The sequence below is a fragment of the Achromobacter anxifer genome, assembly GCF_903652925.1.
Taxonomy (GTDB): Bacteria; Pseudomonadota; Gammaproteobacteria; order Burkholderiales; family Burkholderiaceae_B; genus Achromobacter; species Achromobacter anxifer.
Genome location: NZ_CAHLAR010000015.1, coordinates 67,692 through 87,351, shown reverse-complemented (window position 1 = coordinate 87,351; position 19,660 = coordinate 67,692). Strand labels below are relative to the sequence as shown.

The window sequence follows — 19,660 nt, the reverse complement described above, 5'->3', positions numbered from 1 at the left end:
ATGTGGTGAGGATGACAATCCCATTACTGTAATGGAATGGTCGTAAACCTCCCTGTCAAACAGCTGTCATATCCCCCTGGCACAGGCGCGCAAGGGGGAAAGCCCGCTTTTCGCTGTTGCGCCCGGGCTACAGCAGGAAAATCGTCGCCAGGCCCAGAAAGATGAAAAAGCCCAGCGAGTCGGTGGCGAAGGTCAGCAGCACCGAGGAGCCCATCGCCGGATCCTTGCCGAAACGGGCGCGCACCATCGGCACCAGCACGCCCACCGACGCGCCGACCAGCATGTTGCAGATCATGGCGGCCATCATCACCAGCGCGATCGACAGCGAATGCGAGATCGCCCAGGCGAACAGGGCGGCGACCAGGCTGCCGCAAAGCCCGACCATCAGGGTGACGAAGAGCTCGCGCTTGACCAGCTGCCACAGGTTGCGGCCGGTGATCCGGCCCATGGCCAGGGCCCGGATGATCAGGGTCATGGTCTGGTTGCCGGAGTTGCCGCCGATGCCGGCCACGATGGACATCAGGAACGCCAGGATGACGATCTGGCTGACCGTGCCTTCGAACTGGGAGGCCACGAAGGATGCCGTGGCGGCGGTACAGAGGTTGAACAGCAGCCAGGGAGCGCGGTTGCGCAGCGCCGTGGCGACGGGGGCGAAGATGTCTTCTTCCTGCAGACCCGCGCGGGACAGCGCCTGTTCCTGGGAGTCCTCGCGCATCACGTCGACCACGTCGGCGATGGTGACGCGGCCGATCAGGCGGCCCTGGTCGTCCATGACCGGCGCGGACACCAGGTCGTAGCGTTCAAACGCGCCGGCGGCGTCGGCGTCGGAATCCAGCGGGTTGAGCGCCAGGAAGTCCGAATTCATGACGGCGCTCACCTCGGTCTCGGGCTCGCTGACCAGCAGCTTGGCCAGCGGCAGGATGCCTTGCAGCTTGTCCTGGCGGTCCACCACGAAGATCTGGTCGGTGTGGTCGGGCAGTTCATGCAGGCGGCGCAGGTAGCGCAGCACCACTTCCAGCGTCACGTCCTCGCGCACCCGGACCATTTCGAAGTCCATGATGGCGCCCACGCTGTCTTCCGGATAGCCCATGGCCTCCAGCAACTGCGCGCGCTCTTCTTCGGTCAGGCCCTTCTGGACTTCGGCCACCACGTCGGGCGGCAGGTCGGGCGCCAGGTCGGCCAGCTCGTCCGCGTCCATGCTTTCGGTGGCGGCGACCAGGTCCTGGCGGTCCATCGCCTCGATCAGCGATTCCCGCACCCAGTCTTCGACTTCCAGCAGCACGTCGGCGTCGTGCTCGGGGCTGACCAGCTTCCAGATAGCTTGCCGTTCGTCCTTGGGCAGCGACTCCAGGATGAAAGCGATGTCGGCCGGATGCAGGCCGTCCAGCAGGGTCTTGAGTTCGGCCTCGTGCTGGCGGTGCACCAGGTCTTCGACCAGCGAGGCCTTGGAGTCGCCTTCTTCCTGGCGATGCACCAGGTCGGCGACCAGTTGCTGGCGGCGCAGGCGTTCCTGCACTTCCGCCAGGGCGTGTTGGGCGTCTTCCGGGTCGAGGCGGCGGGGCGTCGCGGGCGGTTTCTGCGCGGCGGCGGACTGCGTCATGCGTTACGGCTCAAAGAGTGGGTAGGGGACGACGGCGGCGCGCTTCGTCGGTGGCGACGTAGGTCAGCGTGGCCTCGGTAACCTTGACGATCTCGGCGTCCAGGCGCTGGCGCTCCGCGTAGACCTCGACGGAAACCGTGACCGACGTCGTGCCCGTCTTGATGATGGATGCGTAGAAACTGAGCAGGTCGCCCACGAACACCGGTTCCTTGAACTGGAAGGCGTTGACCGCCACCGTGGCTACCCGTCCGGCCGCGCGGCGCGCGGCGGGGATCGATCCGGCGATGTCGACCTGGGACATGATCCAGCCGCCAAACACGTCCCCGTGGATATTCGCGTCCGCCGGCATCGGCATGACGCGCAACACCGCGTCGCGATCGGCGGGCAAGGTCGTGAAAGGGGTTTTGGTGCTGGAGGTCATGCGGCCGACTCCACTGCTAGGGAACCAGCCGATTATGCAGGAAAAACGCGACAGCGGCGTACGCGCTCAAAGCCCGCCGCGGCGCTGGAGCCGCGGCGGGCGGGGGATCAGGTCGCCAGCTTGACGATGCCGTAGCCGCCGACCAGCAGCCAGGCGTACAGGATCAGGCCCAGCGCCATCACCCGGGGGCCGGCCTTGCGGATCTGGGCGAAGCGGGTTTCGATGCCCAGCGCCGTCATGGCCATGGTCAGGGCGAACACGTCCAGGCGGCGGATGGCGGCCACGGCATCGGCCGGGATGATGTTCAGCGAGTTGATGATGGCCAGCACCAGGAAGCCCACCGCGAACCAGGGGATCGGCAGCTTGGCGCCCTTGCCTTGGCCGCCGGCGTGGGAGGCGGCGCTGCGCAGATACATGCCCAGGATCAGCAGGACCGGCACCAGCAGCGCTACACGGGTCATCTTCACGATGGTGGCGACCTCGGTGGTGGCGGGGTCGATATTGCTGGCCGCGCCGACGACCTGGGCCACTTCATGGATGGTGCCGCCGATATAGATGCCCAGCGCCTGGGTGTCGAAATTCAGCCAGCCGGCGTGGTAGATCACCGGGTAGAGGAACATGGACAGGGTGCCGAACAGCACCACGGTCGCCACGGCCACGGCGCTCTTGTGAGGAGCGGCCCGCAGCGTCGGTTCGAAGGCCAGCACGGCGGCGGCGCCGCAAATAGCGCTGCCGGCGGCGGTGAGCATGGCGGTGTCGCGGTCCAGGCCCAGCAGGCGCTGGCCCACCACGGTGCCGATCAGCAGGGTGCCGACCACCACCGCCACGGACACGGCCAGGCCGGGCAGGCCGACGGCGGCGATCTGCTGGATGCTGATGTTCAGCCCGTAGAAGGCCACGGCGATGCGCAGCAGGCGCCGCGCCGTGAAGTTCACGCCCACGCCCCAGTCGGCCGGCATGGTGCCGCGCAGGAAGTTGCCGTAGAGCATGCCGCAGACGATGCCCACCACCAGGGGCGAGAAACCCAGCTGGCGGATGGCGGGCAGGTCAGCCAACTGCATCACGGCGGCGGCCATCAGGCCGACGAACAGCACGCCGTTGAGCTTGTCGCGCCAGGGCGTGGCGGCAGGGGCAGGGGCGGCGGGAGCGGAGGAGAGGGGAACGGCGGTGCTGGTGGAGGTACTCATGGGCTGGCCTTTTGGGAGAGGCATATCCAAATAACTTCACGAAATATTAAATTCCCGCCTACTATTTGAAAAATCTTTATTTCGGATATGTAATATCAGAAATTCTGATAATTTATCCTCATGACTCCAGATCAGCTGCTCACCTTCGCCACCGTGGCCGACGCCGGCAACATCAGCCGCGCCGCGCAGCTGCTGCACCTGTCGCAGCCCGCCGTGTCCGGCCAACTGCGGATGCTGCAGGAGTGGTTCGGCGAACCCCTATACCGCCGCAGCGGCCATGGCATCGCGCTGACCGAAGCCGGCGAGCGCCTGGCCGAGCAGGCGCGCCAATTGCGCCAGGTGTACCGGCAGGCGCAGGCGGTGCGCGAATCGTGGCGCGGGCTGGAAACGGGCGACCTGCGCCTGGGGGCCAGCACCACCCCCGCCAGTTATCTGCTGCCCGGCCTGGTGGCCGATTTCCGCCAGGCGTTTCCCGCGGTCAGCCTGCACTTGTCCGATGGCAACACGCGCGAAATCGTCGAACGCCTGCCGGCCCTGGACCTCGCTTTCATCGAGGGTGACGTGCCCGCCGGCCTGCCCGCGGATACCGCCGTGCACGCGTGGCGGCAGGATGAGGTGGTGGCGGTGGTGCGCGCCGATCACGCGCTGGCGGGCAAGGGCGCAGTGACCTTGCGCGACCTGGCGGCGTCGCCGCTGATCATGCGCGAACCCGGCTCGGGCGTGCGGCGCCTGGTGGAGCGCGCCTTCGCGGACGCGGGGCTGGCGCCGTCGGTGGGCCTGGAGCTGGCGGGCGTGGAAGGCGTGAAGCAGGCGGTGCGGGCCGGCCTGGGCGTGGGCTTCGTGTCGGTCATGTCGATGCGGCACGAGGATGGGGCGCTGGCGGCGTTGCGCCTGTTGCCCAGGCCGCTGACGCGGACCCTGAGCATCCTGGTGCCGCATGCGGACGCCGCCGCGCGCGCCGCCGGACGCTTCCTGGCGATGTGCCTGGCGGTCGGGGCGGCGGAAGGCGTCTAGGGATCAGGCCTTGGCCAGGCGCTTGAGCGCCAGCTGGACCCAGTAAGTGCCGCCCAGCGGCAGCAGTTCGTCGTTGAAGTCGTAGCTGCCGTTGTGCAGCATGCAGGGGCCCAGGCCGTGGCCGCTGTCGCGGTGTTCGCCGGTGCCGTTGCCGATCCAGACATAACAGCCGGGCAGTTCCTGCAGCATGAAGGCGAAGTCTTCCGCGCCCATGGTGGGCTGCACGTGGTCGTTGACATTGGCCTCGCCGACCATGTCGCGCAGCACGTCGGCGCAGAACGCGGCTTCCTCGGCGTGGTTGATGGTGGGCGGATAGTTGCGCTGGAAGTTGAACTCCACTTCGCAATCCATGGCCGCGCAGGTGTGGCGCGCGATCTCTTCCATACGGCGTTCGATCAGGTCCAGCACGTCGAGCGTGAAGGTGCGCACGGTGCCGCGCAATTCGGCGTGGTTGGGCACGACGTTGTCGGCGCTGCCGGCATGGATCTGCGTGATGCTGAGCACCGCCGCATCCAGCGGATTGCGGTTGCGCGTGATGATGGTCTGCAGCGACTGCGCCAGCTGCACGGCCGCCATGACGGGATCGATGCCCAGGTTGGGCATGCCGGCGTGCGTGCCCTTGCCCTTCACGATGATGGAGAACTCGTTGCTGGACGCCATGATGGGGCCGGCGGTCAGGCCGAACTGGCCGGGCTTCATGCCGGGCCAGTTGTGCATGCCGAACACCGCTTCCATGGGGAAGCGCGTGAACAGGCCGTCTTCGATCATGCGCTTGGCACCGCCGCCGCCTTCTTCGGCGGGCTGGAAGATCACATAGACCGTGCCGGCGTAATCGCGGTGCTGGGACAGGTATTGCGCGGCGGCCAGCAGCATGGCGGTGTGGCCGTCGTGGCCGCAGGCGTGCATCTTGCCGGCATTCGTGCTGGCGTGCGCGAAGGTGTTGACCTCCTGCATGGGCAGCGCGTCCATGTCGGCGCGCAGGCCCACGGCGCGGTCGCCCGGCAGCTTGCCGCGGATGATGCCGACCACGCCCGTGCCGCCCAGGCCGCGGTGGATTTCGATGCCCCATTCCTCGAGTTTCGCCGCGACCACGTCGGCGGTGCGGAACTCTTCGAAAGCCAGTTCAGGATGCGCGTGGATATCGCGTCGGATCTTGGAAATGTCGTGTTGCCACGCGACGATGGGTTCGAGCAGTTTCATGGAGCTCTCGGGCGAAATAAGGGAACGCAACAAGGGTATCATCAATCAAAAATCAATTTAATGGAGACAACTACCATGACGCGTCCGTGGCTTGCCCATTATCCGCAGGGGGTACCGGCGGAGATCTCGACCGAGGGTTATGCCTCCCTGACTGACTTGCTGGACCGGGCCTGCAAGCAGTACGCCTCGCGCATCGCCATTACCGCGATGGGCAGCAACATCACCTACGCGCAGCTGGACGCCCATGCGCGCGCATTCGCGGGCTGGCTGCAAAGCCTGGGCCTGCCCAAGGGCGAGCGGGTGGCATTGATGATGCCGAACGTGCCCGCCTACCTGGTCAGCATGCTGGGCACGCTGCGCGCGGGCCTCGTCGTGGTCAACGTGAATCCTCTCTATACCGCCGAAGAGCTGCAGCGGCAGCTGCTGGACAGCGGCGCGTCGGTCATCGTCATCCTGGAGAACTTCGCGCATACGCTGCAAGGCGTGGCGGACCGCGGACAGCTCAAGCACATCGTCGTGACCGGCCCCGGCGACCTGCTGGGCGGCTTGAAGGCGCCGCTGGTCAACCTGGCTGCCCGCTATGTGAAGAAGATCGTGCCCGCGTGGCGGATCGACGGCGCGCGCATGCTGCCCGACGTGCTGCGCGACGGCGCGCGCCAGTCCTTCACGCCACCGGCCTTGTCGATGGACGATGTGGCGGTGCTGCAATACACCGGAGGCACCACCGGCGTGCCCAAGGGCGCGATGCTGTCGCACCGCAACCTGACCGCCAACGTGCTGCAGACGGAAGCGGTGGCGCAGCCCGTGGTGCACGACCTGGCGGGGCAGCAGCTCACCATCATCAGCGCGTTGCCGCTGTATCATGTGTTCGCCATGACGGTGTGTGGGCTGTATGGCCTGCATGCGGGCATGCGCAATGTGCTCATCATCAATCCGCGCGACCAGCCCTCGCTGATCAACGCGTGGCGCAAGGTGCCCATCAATGTGTTTCCCGGCGTCAATACGCTGTTTAACGCGCTGGCGCACAACGACGATTTCGCGCGCCTGGATTTTTCCGGCCTGCGGCTGACCCTGGGCGGCGGCATGGCGGTGCAGCAGCAGGTCGCCGAACGCTGGCTGAAGATCACGGGCCGGCCCCTTATCGAAGGCTATGGCCTGTCGGAAACCTCGCCAGTGGCGACCGTGAATCCCACCAATGCCACGGCCTACTCCGGGTCCATTGGCCTGCCGCTGCCGTCGACCGACGTGGCCATCCTGGACGACGAAGGCCGCGAAGTGCCGCTGGGCGAGCGCGGCGAGGTGGGCATCCGCGGGCCGCAGGTCATGCTGGGATACTGGCAGAAGCCTGAGGAAACGCGGAATTCCATGACGGCCGACGGCTATTTCCGCACCGGCGACATTGGCATCATGGACGAGCAGGGCTACACCCGCATCGTCGACCGCAAGAAGGACATGATCGCCGTGTCCGGCTTCAAGGTTTATCCGAACGAGGTCGAGGCGGCGGTGGCGCAGCATCCGGGCGTGCTGGAATGCGCGGCCATCGGCGTGCCGGACGAGCACTCGGGCGAGGCGGTGAAGGTGTTCGTGGTGCGGCGCGATCCCACGCTGACCGAAGCGCAGATCCAGGACTGGTGCCGGGAAAAGCTCACGGGCTACAAGCGTCCGCGCTACGTGGAATTCCGTGATGAACTGCCCAAGAGCAACGTGGGCAAGATCTTGCGCCGCGAACTGCGTCCCGACGCGGTCGCCGCCGCGCCCACGGGCACGGCGGCCTAGCGGCCGTCAGCCCTGCTTGTCCAGGTGCGGCGCGATCATTTCGTGCAAGGCGCGTTCGATGGCTTTGTTGCCCGCCACGACGCGCCCGCCGATGGGCCAGGGGTCCGTCTGGTGCATGTCTGAGCAGGCGCCGCCCGCTTCGCGCAGGATCAGCGTGCCGGCGGCCACGTCCCACGGCGCCAGGCCCATTTCCCAATAGCCGTCGTAGCGGCCACAGGCGGTCCACGCCAGGTCCAGCGCGGCCGCGCCCATGCGGCGCACGCCGCGGGCGCGATTGATGGCGTCGTGCAGCATGGGCATGTACTGCGCCGCGAACGAAAAATCGCGGAACGGGAAGCCGGTGGCCAGGACCGCGTCCTCGATGGTCGGCGTGCGCGAGCACTTGATGCGCCGGCCGTTGAGCCAGGCGCCGAGCCCGTAGACCGCGGTGAAGAGCTCCTCGCGGCTGGGGTCGTAGACCACGCCCACCACCGGGGTGTCTTCCGCCAGCGTTTCGGTGGCGGATATGGCGGTGCCGGCATGGGCGATCAGCGCGATCGATACCGCGTAGTGCGGAATGTCGTGCAGGAAATTGGTGGTGCCGTCCAGCGGATCGATGTACCAGGTGGCGCTGCCCTGAGGCTTGCCGCCGGTCTCTTCGGCGACGATGCCGAACTTGGGCGTGCGCGCTTGCAGCTCCTGGATAATGGCGGCCTCCGCCTCGCGGTCGGCCTGGGACACGAGATCGTTGCGCGCCTTGCGGTCGATCACGAGATCCACGCGGTGATGCGCGTAGGATTGCAGGATGGCTGCGCCAGCATGGGCCGCTGTGACGGCTGCGTCGATCGCGGCGCACAGGTCGATGGGCGAGGCTTGCGAGCGGGGCTGATCGTAAGTATCCATGAAATCAGTGTAAGCCCATGTATGCGTCAAACCCGTGGCCCAGGCGCGAAACCGCCGGTTTGCGTGGTGTACAGCCAACGTACCGCCGTCGCCAGCCGATAATCCGCGCTGGTTTCCATTCTGTTTGTTGCAGCCGTTTCCATGTCTGTTACCTATGTTCCGCTGACTCCCGCCCAGGCTGAATTCGATGTCGAGGGCAGGCTTTACAGTCCCGCTTATGGCGATGTCTATCACTCGCCATCGGGCGCCCTGGGACAGGCGGAGCACGTCTTCCTGCGCGGCAACGGCCTGCCGGAGCGCTGGCGCGGACGCAGCGCATTCACTGTCTGCGAAACGGGTTTCGGCCTGGGCTTGAATTTCCTGGCGCTGTGGAAGGCGTGGCGGGACGATCCGCAGCGCAGCGCCGCGCTGCACATGGTGTCGATGGAAGGGCATCCCTTCGCGCGCGAGGACCTGGCGTTGCTGCTGGAACGCTACGCGCCCGCGCCGCTGGCCGGCCTCGGGCGACAACTGGCGGCGCAATGGCCGGTGCTGTTGCCTGGCCTGCATCGGCTGGAATTCGACGGCGGCGCCGTCACGCTGACCCTGGGTTTTGGCGACGCGCAGATCCTGGCGCCGCGCCTGGACGTGCGGGCGGACGCGTTTTTCCTGGACGGCTTCGCACCCGAGCGTAATCCGCGCATGTGGGAGCTGCCCCTGTTGCGCGATCTGGCGAAGCTGGCGGCGCCGGGCGCCACGCTGGCCACCTGGGCTTGCACTGGCGAGCTGCGCGCGGCCTTGCGCGAGGCCGGTTTCGACGCCCGGCGCGCGCCAGGCTATGGCGGCAAATGGCATATGACGGTGGCCATGGCGGTTGTGGCGGGCGGCGAGGCTGCGGCCAGCCCGGACGCCGGCTCACGCCATGCCGTGGTGGTGGGCGCGGGGCTGGCCGGAGCGGGCCTGGCCCAGGCGCTGGCGCTGCGCGGCTGGCGCGTGACGGTGGTGGACGGGGGCCGGGCGCAAGGGGCCCCGGCGCATGCGGGGCACGTCGCCGCGGCGCTGACGCCCGTGGTGGCGCGCGATGACAACGGGCGGGCTCGCCTGTCGCGCGCTGGCAGCCAGCGGGCGCTGGCGCGCTGGCAAGGCCTGCCGGCCGGCGCGGCTCCCACGGTCTGCGGCACGGTCCAGCTGGAGCGGGACGCGGGCCGGTCCGCGGCCCTGGAGGGCACCCTGGAGGCGCTGGCGTTTCCCGAGCAGTGGGTGCGCCAGGTCAACCGTGACGAAGCCAGCGCCTTGGCCGGCTTGGCGCTGGCCCGGGGCGGCGTGTTTTTCGGCCAGGGCATGTTGGTGCGTCCGGACCTGCTGATCGAGGCCCTGCTGGCCGCGGATGGGGTGACGGTCTTGCCTGGCAAGGTGGCGCGGGTCGACAGGGCCGGGGCGGGCTGGAGCGTCCGGGACGCGGCCGGGGCAGAGCTGGCGCGGGCCGATACGGTCATCCTGGCCAACGCCGCCTGCGCGCGAGCCGTGCTGGCCGAGAGCGGCCTGCTGGATCCTCTGCCACGCGTGGCCCAGATGCACGCGCTGGCTGGCGAGGTGACGCTGGTGCCCGCGGCGGCGCTGGGCGGAGGCCCCCGCTGCATCGTCGGCGGGGAGGGCTATCTGTTGCCCGACGTGGGCGTGGGCTGCGTGGCGGGCAGCACCTATGTGCATGGCGCGACCGAAGCGCGGATCGGCGCCGAAGGCCAACGCGTCACCCTGGACAAGGCGGCGGGCCTGCTGGGCGGCGGTTTTCCAGACTTCGAGGCCCTGGAGCCGGGCAGTCTGCAGGGCTGGGCGGGGTGGCGGGCCGTGCTGCCGGGGCGTCTGCCGGCGGTGGGCGAACTGCCGCATGCGTCCGGCCTGTGGCTGGCCATCGGCTACGCGTCGCGGGGACTGTCGTGGTCGGCGCTGATGGGCGACCTGATCGCCGCGCGTCTTGCCGGCGAACCGTCGCCTCTGGAAACGGACCTGGCGCAACTTATTTCGCCACGATGAAAAAAAGCGGGAAGGATCCCCGGAGGCTTGTTTCAGGTGGCGTAGAATGGCAGGAATTGCCAGGATTTGGCGCCAAATTGGCCTGAGTTGGCCCCAGACTTGGCATTTTGGCGGCTCTTGGGCCACTACGCCCGCGGGGCGCTGGCCGAAGGCTTTAGACCCCTTTTATGGATGAGATTGATGTCCAAAAGAGGGACCGAGTTTATTTCAAAGCCCAAATCCGTCAAAATAGCGTCTTTTGATGGTTTTTGGCTTAAGCCGGGGGATGCTCTGTGCCGCCCAAGTTCGACTTTGCCCATACTACCCAGCTCGAAAACGTCGAGCTGCTGACGTCCCGCCCCAGTCGCATCGATTTCGACGCGGGCGATGGGCTGCACCTGGTAGTCGAGGCGCATGCGCCTGGCGTCTTTCGCCTGCGCTGCGGCGAGGCTAATCAGCTTAACGATGACAAGCCCGGCGCGCGTGCCCGCGCCGTGGCGGAAATGCTGCTCGCGCGCCAAGAGGCCGTGGGCGAAGCCACCATCGCTCCCAGCGAGGGCGGCGACGGCTGGCGGATCTCCCAGGGCGACGTTGTCCTGGAAATCCAGTCCAACCCCGTGCGCGTCGCGATTTACCGCAACGACGAGCGGGTGTTCGAGTCCGAGGTATCCGCGCATACGCCTGCATTCGGGCACAACGCGCTGGACCAGGCCGACGACGCCGTCTGGACGGCCGGCTTCACCTTGCAGGCGGACGAACGCGTGTTCGGCCTGGGTGAAACCCCGGGCGACCTGAACCGCCGCGAGGAATCCGTGGTTTCCGACGATCCCGAGCACCGCGCCCTGCCGTTGGCATGGAGCCCGCGCGGCTGGGGCGTCTACGTCAACACGATGCGCCGCGTCGAGCATTCGGTGGGCGTGGCCCCCGCGGATGCCGCCTACGTGCTGACGGTGGACGACGCCGTGCTGGACCTGTTCCTGTTCGCCGGCGAACCCGCGGAAATCCTCAACCAGTACACCGCGCTGACCGGCCGTGCCGGCCAGCCGTCCTTGTGGGCGATGGGCGCGTGGCTGCAGCAGGCGCCGGGCGAGATGCCCACGCAGACCGTGGCCCTGGTGGCCCGCATGCGCGAAAACCAGATCCCGGTGGACGCCGTGACGCTGGCGCAGCCGGTAGCCTGGGGCTTCCAGTCGGACAAGACGGTTTTCGAATGGGACGCCCAGCGCTTCCCGGACGCCAAGCAGATGCTGGCGCTCTTCCATAAGCATCACGTGCACGTGGCCGCCTCCGGCTTCCCGGGCGTGCTGAAGACCAGCCCGCTGTTCGAGGAACTGGAAGACCGCGGCTGGCTGCTGACCAAGGACGACGGTTCGGCCCAGGTGTTCGACGGCAACGCTGCCACCTCGGGGCAGCCCTATGGCCTGCTGGACCTGACCTACCGCGACATTTACAACCTGTGGGTGGAACGCCACCGCCAACTGGTCGAAGACGGCCTGGACGCGCCCGCGTGCGACGCCCAGATCGCGATCCCCGACGGCGTGACGGCGCGCAACGGCGAAACCGGCCCCGCGCTGCGCAGCATGTATCCGCTGCTGGTGCGCCGCGCGCTGTTCGACGCGGTCGCCGGCCTGAAGGTCCCGCCGGAAGGCGTGGTGCCCAGTTCCGACCTGTTCCCCGCCGCGCAGCGCTTGCCGTGGCAGGTGGGCCCGCAGGTCGACAACACCTGGGAAGGCCTGCGCCATACCCTGCGCACCGCCTTGTCGATCGGCGCCAGTGGCTTGCCCGTGCAGGTGCACGGCATCGGGTCGGCCACGCATGACCGCGCCGGCATGACGCCCGAGCTGTATCTGCGCTGGCTGACCGCCGGCGTGTTCTCGTCGAACTTCGCCTTCCAGGGCGTGGACGGCCTGATGCCCTGGGACTTCGGCGAAGAAACCCTGGCGCACGCCAAGACCTGGATGCAATGGCGCTACCGCCTGGTGCCCTATGTGCTGGGCGCCATCGAAGACTCGGCGCGCACCGGCCTGCCGGTGCAGCGTTCCATGGCCATGTCGTTCCCGAACGACCCCCATGCGCATGACTGGGACCTGCAATACCTGTTGGGCCCGGCCCTGCTGGTGGCGCCGGTGACGGAACCCGGCAAGCAGGTGCGCGTGTACCTGCCCAAGGGCGAAGCCTGGTGGGACCTGAATACGGGGCACCGCTACGAAGGCGGCACCACCTGGACCATCGATTGCGAACTGGGCCAGTTCCCGGTGTTTGGCCGCGAAGGACATATGCTCTGTCTCGGACCGGCGGCGCAGCACACGGGCGAGTTCAACTCCGCCCGCATCCTGGACGAAGTCTGGATGTTCGGCATGCCGGTGCACAACCCGGTCGTCATGCGCAACAAGATCCGCGTGATGCAGATGCAGGGCTCCAGCTACATCAAGGGACTGGAAGGCCTGCGCATTTCGCCGTCCGAGGGTCTGGAGGTCAAGCGCCGCGGCGCGGAAGTCCGTATCTCGCGCGCGCGCTGAAAACCGGCTGCGGCCGGTCCGCCTGTAAAAATGGGCAGTCAGGGAGGCTCCGCTTCCTGACTGCCCTTTCCGCGTTTTGACAGGCATCCCGCGTGGAAGCCCATCGGGCGCGGATTCGGGCTTTTATATTACTTGTAGTTATTAAAAATGAAAGAAACTGTCGTTCTCTATAGAAGAGAAAAGATACAAAATCGCTTGCCATGATTCACATCGAGAACCTATCCAAGACCTATGCCACGCCGCACGGACAATTCCAGGCGCTGCGGGGCATCAACCTGCATATCGAGCAGGGCGAGGTCTTCGGCATCATCGGTCCCAGCGGGGCCGGTAAAAGCACGCTGGTCCAGTGCATCAACCTGCTGGAGCGGCCCAACGAAGGCTCGATCGCCATAGGCGGCCAGTCCCTGACCGGCCTGAACGAAGCGCAACTGCGGGAGCAGCGCCGCCGCATCGGCATGGTGTTCCAGGGATTCAACCTGCTGTCGCGCCGCACGGTGTACGGCAACGTCGCGCTGCCGCTGGAAATCGCCGGCGTGGCCAAGGCCGAGATTCCGGCCCGCGTCGAACGCCTGCTGGCGCTGGTGGGCCTGGAGCATCTGCGCGACCGCTATCCCAGCCAGATCAGCGGCGGGCAGAAGCAGCGCGTCGGCATCGCTCGCGCCCTGGCCAACAATCCGGACGTGCTGCTCAGCGACGAAGCCACATCCGCGCTGGACCCGGAAACCACGCACAACATCCTGGCCTTGCTGCGCGACATCAACCGCAAGACCGGCGTGACCGTAGTCATGATCACGCACCAGATGGAAGTCGTGCGCGAGGTCTGCGACCGCGTCGCCGTGCTGTCGCAAGGCGAAGTCGTTGAAATTGGCAGCACGCGCGAAGTGTTCGCGCAGCCGCGCCACGAAGTGACCCGCGCCATGGTGTCGGCCGCGACCGCGTCCGACCTGACCGACGCCACGCTGGCGGCAGTCAAGGAGCGCATCCAGGCGCTGGCGGCCGCCAAGCCAGGCCAGGCCGTGCGCCTGTTGCGCCTGCAGCTGACTGGCACCGACGCGTCGGGTTCGTTCCTGTCCGACCTGTACAAGCAATATTCGCTGGACGTAGGCCTGATCCAGGCGCGCGTGGAAGACATCCAGGGCGTGGCCGTCGGCACGATGTTCGTGCTGGCCCAAGGCGCGCCCGCCGCGATCAAGGACGCGATCGCGGCCTTGGCCGCCCGTGACATTACCGTTGAAGAAATAGCTCATGAGTCCGCAACTGATCGACCTGCTTATTACGTCGCTGCTTGACACCCTGCTGATGGTCGGCGTGGCCAGCGCCATCGCAGTCGTCATCGGCATTCCGCTGGGTGTGATCCTGACGGTGACGGCGCGCGGCAACATGCTCGAGAACCAGTCCGTCAATCACGTGCTCGGCGCGGTGATCAATGCCACGCGTTCGGTGCCGTTCGTCATCCTGATGGTCGCCATCATCCCGTTCACGCGGCTGGTTGCGCAGACCTCCATCGGCACTACCGCCGCCATCGTGCCCCTGTCGGTCGCTGCGATTCCATTCATGGCCCGCATTGCGGAAAACGCCATGCGCGAAGTCGACCCGGGCCTGATCACCGCCGCGCGCGCCATGGGCGCATCGCCGATGCAGATCATCATGAAGGTGCTGTTGCCCGAGTCCTTGCCCGGCCTCATCGCCGCCACGGTTGTCACCGTCGTCAGCCTGATCGGCTACTCGGCCATGGCCGGCGCCATCGGCGGCGGCGGCCTGGGCGACCTGGCCATCCGCTACGGCTACCAGCGCTTCCAGTCCGACGTGATGGCCGCCGTGGTCATCGTGCTGATCGTGCTGGTCCAGGTGATCCAGAGCCTGGGCGACCGCTACGTGCGCCGCATTTCGCACCGCTGATCCTGCCGGCGTCGCCACGTTTTTTCCTCACTTTCCGACATTCGGGATATCGCAACATGAGCATCAAGGTTTTGAAGTCGCTGGCCGCGTTCGCACTCGGCGCCGCCGTATTCGCCCAGCCCGCGCTGGCCCAGGACAAGCCGCTGAAGATCGGCGTGACCGCCGGCCCGCACGCCCAGATCTTTGATGTGGTGAAGCAGGAAGCCGCCAAGCAGGGCCTGAACATCCAGGTCATCGAATTCACCGACTACGTGCAGCCCAACGTGGCGCTGTCCTCGGGCGACCTCGACGCCAACAGCTATCAGCACCAGCCCTACCTGGACAATGCCAACGCCGACCGCGGCTACAAGCTGGTCAGTATCGCCAAAACCGTGATCTTCCCCATCGGCATCTACAGCAAGAAGATCAAGTCGCTGTCCGAACTGAAGGAAGGCGCCCGCATCGCCCTGCCGAACGATCCGACCAACGGCGGCCGCGCCCTGTTGCTGTTGCAAGCCAATGGCCTGATCAAACTGCGTCCCGACGTCGGCCTGAAGGCAACCCCGATCGACGTGGTCGAGAACCCCAAGAAGCTGCGCTTCATCGAACTGGACGCTGCCCAGCTGCCGCGCTCGCTCGACGACACCGACGCATCGGCGGTGAACACCAACTTTGCGCTGGAAGCGGGCCTGAACCCGGCCAAGGACGCCATCGCCCAGGAGTCGCCGGACTCGCCGTACGCCAACGTGCTGGTCGTGCGTGAAAAGGACAAGGACCGCCCCGAATTCGCCAAGCTGATCAGCATCTATCACAGCCCGGCCGTGAAGCAGTTCATCGAAACCAAGTACAAGGGCGCCGTGGTGGCCGCCTGGTAATCCCGGGGCCGCCTCAGCCTCAGGAACGGCCGCCGCGAGCGGCCGTTTTCCATGGAGTGTGGCGGTGTGGATAAAGTTGTCGCATCAATTTTTGACAACCGGCGTCAAATAAGCCATAATTTCTGGCTTCGGTCGGGTTGTTAGCTCAGTCGGTAGAGCAGCGGACTTTTAATCCGTTGGTCGCGAGTTCGAGTCTCGCACAACCCACCACCCCAATTTCTCGGTGCTGCTCATGCAGTATTGGATAAAAAACGCCGCTTATTAGCGGCGTTTTTTATTTGGCGGCGGGCTTTGTGTTGGTCCCTTTGGTCCCGCCACGTTCCAACGGTATCACCACGTTCCAAGGGGAGGGCGGTCCAAAGGAAGGGCCGGGCCCTAAGTGGACGCCGCGAATTGGATACGCGCCGGTTCCGGCATCGGCACATGCCGCAAGCCAGCGGATGAGGCCGTCTTGAACACTTCAATCGCCCGCAGCAGATCACGCGCCTGTTCCGCCATTGAATGCGCCGCCGCGGCCGATTCCTCGACCAACGCCGCGTTTTGCTGCGTGACGGAGTCCAGCTGGGCGATGGCAACATTGACCTGTTCGATGCCGATGGCTTGCTCGCGCGAAGCGGTGGCGATTTCCCCGGTGATCGTCTTCATGCGCATCACCGCCGTCACCACTTCATCCATGTCGCGCCCCGCGCGCTCGGCGAGTTGCCTGCCGGACTGGACCACGGAAGTGGAAGTCTCGATCAGATCCTTGATCTCTCTGGCAGACGTGGCGCTGCGTTGAGCCAGCGCGCGGACCTCGCCGGCCACCACGGCAAAGCCTCGGCCCTGGTCTCCGGCTCTCGCGGCTTCCACCGCCGCATTGAGCGCGAGTATGTTTGTCTGGAATGCAATGCTCTCGATCAGGGAAACGATGTTCCCGACCTTCTCGGAGTTGGTGGAAATTTCCGTCATGGCTGCCAACATCTCCGACACGACGCCACCAGCCTTTTCTGCCGCTTTGGCGCCTTCGGAAGCCAGGTCGTCGCCGCTCGCCGCATTTTCCTGATTCAGCTGCACGGTGGATGTCAGCTGTTCAATGCTGGCCGCGGTTTCCTCGAGGGATGCCGCCTGCTCCTCGGTGCGATGCGACAGGTCCGCATTGCCCTGCGCAATCTGACTCGCCGCGGTCGAGATGGACTCGGCCGACGATTTGATCGCGTCCACGATTCTTGAAAGACGCGAGCGCATGCCTTCCAGCGAGTGCATCAAGCTGTGGTCATAGCGCGGATCGAGTTGCAGCCGGTTGGTCAGGTCGCCATCGGCGATGGTGACCGCAAGAAGCTGCGCCTCGCCCGGGTCGCCGCCCAATTGGCGCAAGACGCTGCGCGCCGTGAGATAGGCGGCGAACACGCCAAGCAGCAGCGCGACCGCGATGGTCGATGCCATTGCCCATTGCAGCCGGTCAGCAAGGGCTCGGGTGGAGGTTGCCCGCTCCTCGTTGAGTTGGGCCGCGAGCGAAGCGAGCTTCGACAGGGTTTCCTGCAAGATCCGCTGCTTGGGCCGCAATTCTTCTTCCAGCATGTGTTGCGCATCCTGGCGATTTCCGTACATGCCTTCCGCCAGCACTTTTTCGAACATCGAGCGCACGGCTTGCTGGGCGGCGCTGGCTGCGCTGAAGAGACGTTTTTCATCGCCGGTGGTGGTCGGACTGCTTGCGAACATGCTTCCCAGCTGGTCACGCGATTCGTTGTATAGCCTTTCTGCCTCGGCCGCCCGACTTACCTCGGCCTTCAGCACGTTCGGATCCGTAAGAAGCAGAATGTTCCGAATGGCGATGGCCTGTTCTTGAACTTCGAAGCGCATCTCGGTTGCCAGACGGCTCTCCTCGTTGTTGATGGCGGTGATCTCGTAGACCTCCTGTTCAAGCGTCTGGATTCCGTACATGCCCAGAGCGCCGGCCAGCAACAAGGCCGCCATGATCAGTGCAAAGCCCATGGCGAGGCGAGTACGCATCTTCAGGTTTGAAGGTTTCATTTCATTTTCGCTTTCAAGATGGAACTGCCGAGTTCGGCTCGGCTGTCTTGGACTATACGGAGACCATGCCCGTGTAAAAAGACAGGAATTTTTTTCTAGTGAGTACTTTTCTTGATGTTGATAGCGACCGCAGTGCGCGCTCTGAGATAGCGTCCGCGCGCTCGACGTCAGCGCAGGACTACGCCACGTCGTCAGCTTGCGCCACGACGCAGTTGCGGCCCGCGGCCTTGGCGCGATAGAGCAGTTCGTCTGCTTTCTTCAATAGCGTTTCGATATTGCCGGCGTCCGAGGCTGGCGCGCAGACCACGCCAAAGCTGCCGGTAATGGATGCGATGATGTTGCCATCCAGCGGCACGGCCAGATGCTCGATGCGGCGGCGCATGCCATGCGCCATCGCGCTGGCCTGCGCCGCGCTGCGCACGGTGCACAGCACGGCGAATTCCTCGCCGCCGATGCGCGCGACGATATCGGACCGGCGCCAGTTCTGGTGGCACGCCTGCGCCACGGCTACCAGCACGGTGTCGCCACCGGCGTGGCCGTAGGAGTCGTTGATGCGCTTGAAGTGGTCTATGTCGAAGACGATCAGGGTCAGCAACTGTTCCGTTTCGTCCAGGCTTGCGCACAAGGACTCGGCGCGCGCATGAAATGCGCGCCGGTTCAGCAAGCCGGTGAGGAAGTCTGTTTCAGCCATGGCCGCGAGGTCCGCGATGAGCCGTTCGCGCTCATGCTCAGTGCGCGACTTTGCGACGGCGTTTTCCTTCAGCTTCTGGATGGCGTCAAACAGACCGCGGACTTCCTTGCGATAGCCGGTTGCGGAGATCGGCGCGAAGACGCCGTCCGCGGTGATGGAGTTGATGATGTCGGTGGCCACGACAAAAGGACGTATCAGGCGCCAGCGGAATTTGGTGAATCCCCAGGTGGCGGCAAACAGCAGCACGATGGCGACTGCTGTGGTCGTGAGCAGCTCGGTCAGGGCCCAGTTGCTCTGGCGCCGCAACTGCCTATCGAGCTGATGCAATACTTCGTCGCGGAAGTCGACAATGGACTGCATCAGCGGGACATACTGCTCTTGCAGTCCCTCCGAGGACTCCGACGCGCCGGCGCTTGAAAGCAGCATGTGGCGCAACCGGGCGATGTACTCCAGGCCCGAGCCAAAGTACTCATTCTGAACCCGTGGATAGGCGCGGGTTTCAAGGTCCGGATGGGTGGTGAGCTGCACTTCGAGCAAAGCGCGCAGTTGAGCGATGCGGCCAAGTTGCTGTTCGATGCGCTGCGCTTCCGCTTCGCTGAGAGACCTGCGCTGGGCCTGGGCCGGCATGAAGCCGGACCCCAGCAAGCCGGCTTGCTCGCGCAGGCCCGCCGCTAGCATGGCAATGGTCATCAGGCCGGGACTTTCCACTTCGTTGCTGATCACAACGGCAGAATTGTCGAGAGCGGTCTCTTCCAGGGCAGGAATCAGTCCCGCCATGATTACCACCACATCGTTGAGATCCCTGGCAGTGATCAGGGCGCGGGGCGTGGCGATGAGTTGATCGGCTCGGGCTCGATGCTGGGTCAGATTTTGCGCGATATGCCGGATGGCGGGACGCGCGTCCCGGCAGCTGTTGCAGTTGCGCGTGCGGTGCAGTTCCAGCAGATCAGCGATCTTGCCGTCGCTGGCATTGCGTGCGAGCAACAGTTCATGTTGCCTGTCGGAAGGCACGGGCTGTCCTTCTATCAGCGCGGCGTTCATGGATCCGCGCTCTATCAGGACGGCCGCCATTGCGTCCAGCGTGCCATGGACGACACGCAGGCTCGTCGTGGCATCGCGGGCGGCGGCGTGGGCGTGCCAGCTGTGATTGAGTTGGATGACGATCAGCGCACTGACGGGAATCAGTACGCCGACGACATACGCCAGCGTGTAGCGGTTGAGGGATTTCAAGCGGGACGTTTGAACCAGGGAGATTTCAACGCACGTGTGGCGTTGCGGGGCGTGCCTCGCGCAGAGGAATCTTTATTCCTTTGCGCCGAGCGAGTCTTGCAGGATTACCTTGTTGAGCGCCAGGATCGCGATCAGGCGTTCAAGCCGGTTGCATTCGTCTTCGAGCCTGTTCAACAACTTCAACTCGTAATGGGCTAAGCCCTCGTAATGCACTTTCCAGGAGTGGAAAACTGCCGCGCCTATCCCCATTTTTCCGCAGATCTCCGAAATCGGCGTGCCTTGGGCCGCCTGCTTCAGTGCCTGCCTGATCTGCTCTTCCGTGAAGCCTGATCGATCCATGTTGTATACCCCTCTGAATCTCGTTGCAATTCTTGTCCCTTCCTGT

General features: G+C 65.6%; 15 protein-coding genes, 1 tRNA gene and 1 pseudogene. 8 read left to right on the top strand and 9 right to left on the bottom strand.

Annotated features, from left to right (window positions below):
* Positions 1–127 precede the first annotated feature (127 nt).
* The 3 genes from mgtE to HWY37_RS31195 all read right to left on the bottom strand — a co-directional run bounded on the left by mgtE (position 128) and on the right by HWY37_RS31195 (position 3,208).
* A complete protein-coding gene (gene mgtE / locus HWY37_RS31205; RefSeq protein WP_176090593.1) occupies positions 128–1,600 on the bottom strand; it encodes a magnesium transporter in 1,473 nt (490 codons plus the stop codon).
* Positions 1,601–1,610: 10 nt separating this feature from the next.
* A complete protein-coding gene (locus tag HWY37_RS31200; RefSeq protein ID WP_042796428.1) occupies positions 1,611–2,021 on the bottom strand; it encodes an acyl-CoA thioesterase in 411 nt (136 codons plus the stop codon).
* A gap of 107 nt (positions 2,022–2,128) precedes the next feature.
* Entirely contained in the window at positions 2,129–3,208 is a 1,080-nt protein-coding gene (locus HWY37_RS31195) for a YeiH family protein (protein ID WP_246302458.1), read from the bottom strand.
* Positions 3,209–3,328: 120 nt separating this feature from the next.
* Between HWY37_RS31195 and HWY37_RS31190 the strand changes: the two genes are divergently transcribed.
* Positions 3,329–4,222, top strand: coding sequence for a LysR family transcriptional regulator (locus HWY37_RS31190; RefSeq protein WP_175209587.1), 894 nt, complete (start codon positions 3,329–3,331; stop codon positions 4,220–4,222).
* 3 nt (positions 4,223–4,225) lie between these two features.
* Here the strand turns inward: HWY37_RS31190 and HWY37_RS31185 are convergent, their stop codons facing one another.
* A complete protein-coding gene (locus HWY37_RS31185) occupies positions 4,226–5,422 on the bottom strand; it encodes a M20 aminoacylase family protein (RefSeq protein WP_175209586.1) in 1,197 nt (398 codons plus the stop codon).
* A 75-nt stretch (positions 5,423–5,497) separates the two neighbouring features.
* Between HWY37_RS31185 and HWY37_RS31180 the strand changes: the two genes are divergently transcribed.
* On the top strand, positions 5,498–7,198 hold the full coding sequence (locus HWY37_RS31180; protein WP_175209585.1) for an AMP-binding protein: 1,701 nt from the start codon (positions 5,498–5,500) through the stop codon (positions 7,196–7,198).
* Positions 7,199–7,204: 6 nt separating this feature from the next.
* Here HWY37_RS31180 and HWY37_RS31175 read toward each other — a convergent pair whose 3' ends face one another.
* Positions 7,205–8,080, bottom strand: coding sequence for an inositol monophosphatase family protein (locus tag HWY37_RS31175; protein WP_176090592.1), 876 nt, complete (start codon positions 8,078–8,080; stop codon positions 7,205–7,207).
* A gap of 141 nt (positions 8,081–8,221) precedes the next feature.
* Here HWY37_RS31175 and mnmC point away from each other — a divergent pair, with 141 nt between their 5' ends.
* The 6 genes from mnmC to HWY37_RS31145 all read left to right on the top strand — a co-directional run bounded on the left by mnmC (position 8,222) and on the right by HWY37_RS31145 (position 15,554).
* On the top strand, positions 8,222–10,093 hold the full coding sequence (mnmC, locus tag HWY37_RS31170) for a bifunctional tRNA (5-methylaminomethyl-2-thiouridine)(34)-methyltransferase MnmC2/FAD-dependent 5-carboxymethylaminomethyl-2-thiouridine(34) oxidoreductase MnmC1 (RefSeq protein WP_176090591.1): 1,872 nt from the start codon (positions 8,222–8,224) through the stop codon (positions 10,091–10,093).
* Between the two features lie 272 nt (positions 10,094–10,365).
* On the top strand, positions 10,366–12,591 hold the full coding sequence (locus HWY37_RS31165) for a glycoside hydrolase family 31 protein (protein WP_176090590.1): 2,226 nt from the start codon (positions 10,366–10,368) through the stop codon (positions 12,589–12,591).
* A 200-nt stretch (positions 12,592–12,791) separates the two neighbouring features.
* On the top strand, positions 12,792–13,880 hold the full coding sequence (locus HWY37_RS31160; RefSeq protein ID WP_175209722.1) for a methionine ABC transporter ATP-binding protein: 1,089 nt from the start codon (positions 12,792–12,794) through the stop codon (positions 13,878–13,880).
* A complete protein-coding gene (locus HWY37_RS31155) occupies positions 13,837–14,490 on the top strand; it encodes a methionine ABC transporter permease (protein ID WP_042796433.1) in 654 nt (217 codons plus the stop codon). Before HWY37_RS31160 ends, HWY37_RS31155 begins: the two co-directional genes overlap by 44 nt.
* Positions 14,491–14,546: 56 nt before the next feature.
* Positions 14,547–15,344 (top strand): MetQ/NlpA family ABC transporter substrate-binding protein, encoded by a 798-nt coding sequence (locus HWY37_RS31150; RefSeq protein ID WP_175209721.1) that lies wholly within the window; start codon positions 14,547–14,549, stop codon positions 15,342–15,344.
* A 134-nt stretch (positions 15,345–15,478) separates the two neighbouring features.
* Positions 15,479–15,554 (top strand) — tRNA-Lys (locus tag HWY37_RS31145).
* 165 nt (positions 15,555–15,719) lie between these two features.
* Here the strand turns inward: HWY37_RS31145 and HWY37_RS34940 are convergent.
* The 4 genes and pseudogenes from HWY37_RS34940 to HWY37_RS31130 all read right to left on the bottom strand — a co-directional run bounded on the left by HWY37_RS34940 (position 15,720) and on the right by HWY37_RS31130 (position 19,614).
* Positions 15,720–16,568 carry a methyl-accepting chemotaxis protein gene (locus HWY37_RS34940; protein WP_425485060.1) on the bottom strand — a complete coding sequence of 283 codons (849 nt, stop codon included), beginning with the start codon at positions 16,566–16,568 and terminating at the stop codon, positions 15,720–15,722.
* A gap of 234 nt (positions 16,569–16,802) precedes the next feature.
* Positions 16,803–17,333: pseudogene (locus HWY37_RS34935) on the bottom strand (MCP four helix bundle domain-containing protein); the annotation flags it as partial.
* Between the two features lie 199 nt (positions 17,334–17,532).
* A complete protein-coding gene (locus HWY37_RS31135) occupies positions 17,533–19,275 on the bottom strand; it encodes a GGDEF domain-containing protein (protein ID WP_176090589.1) in 1,743 nt (580 codons plus the stop codon).
* A gap of 72 nt (positions 19,276–19,347) precedes the next feature.
* The gene (locus tag HWY37_RS31130; RefSeq protein WP_176090588.1) at positions 19,348–19,614 is read right to left on the bottom strand and encodes a transposase; all 267 of its coding nucleotides are present in this window, start codon (positions 19,612–19,614) and stop codon (positions 19,348–19,350) included.
* Between the last annotated feature and the right edge of the window lie 46 nt (positions 19,615–19,660).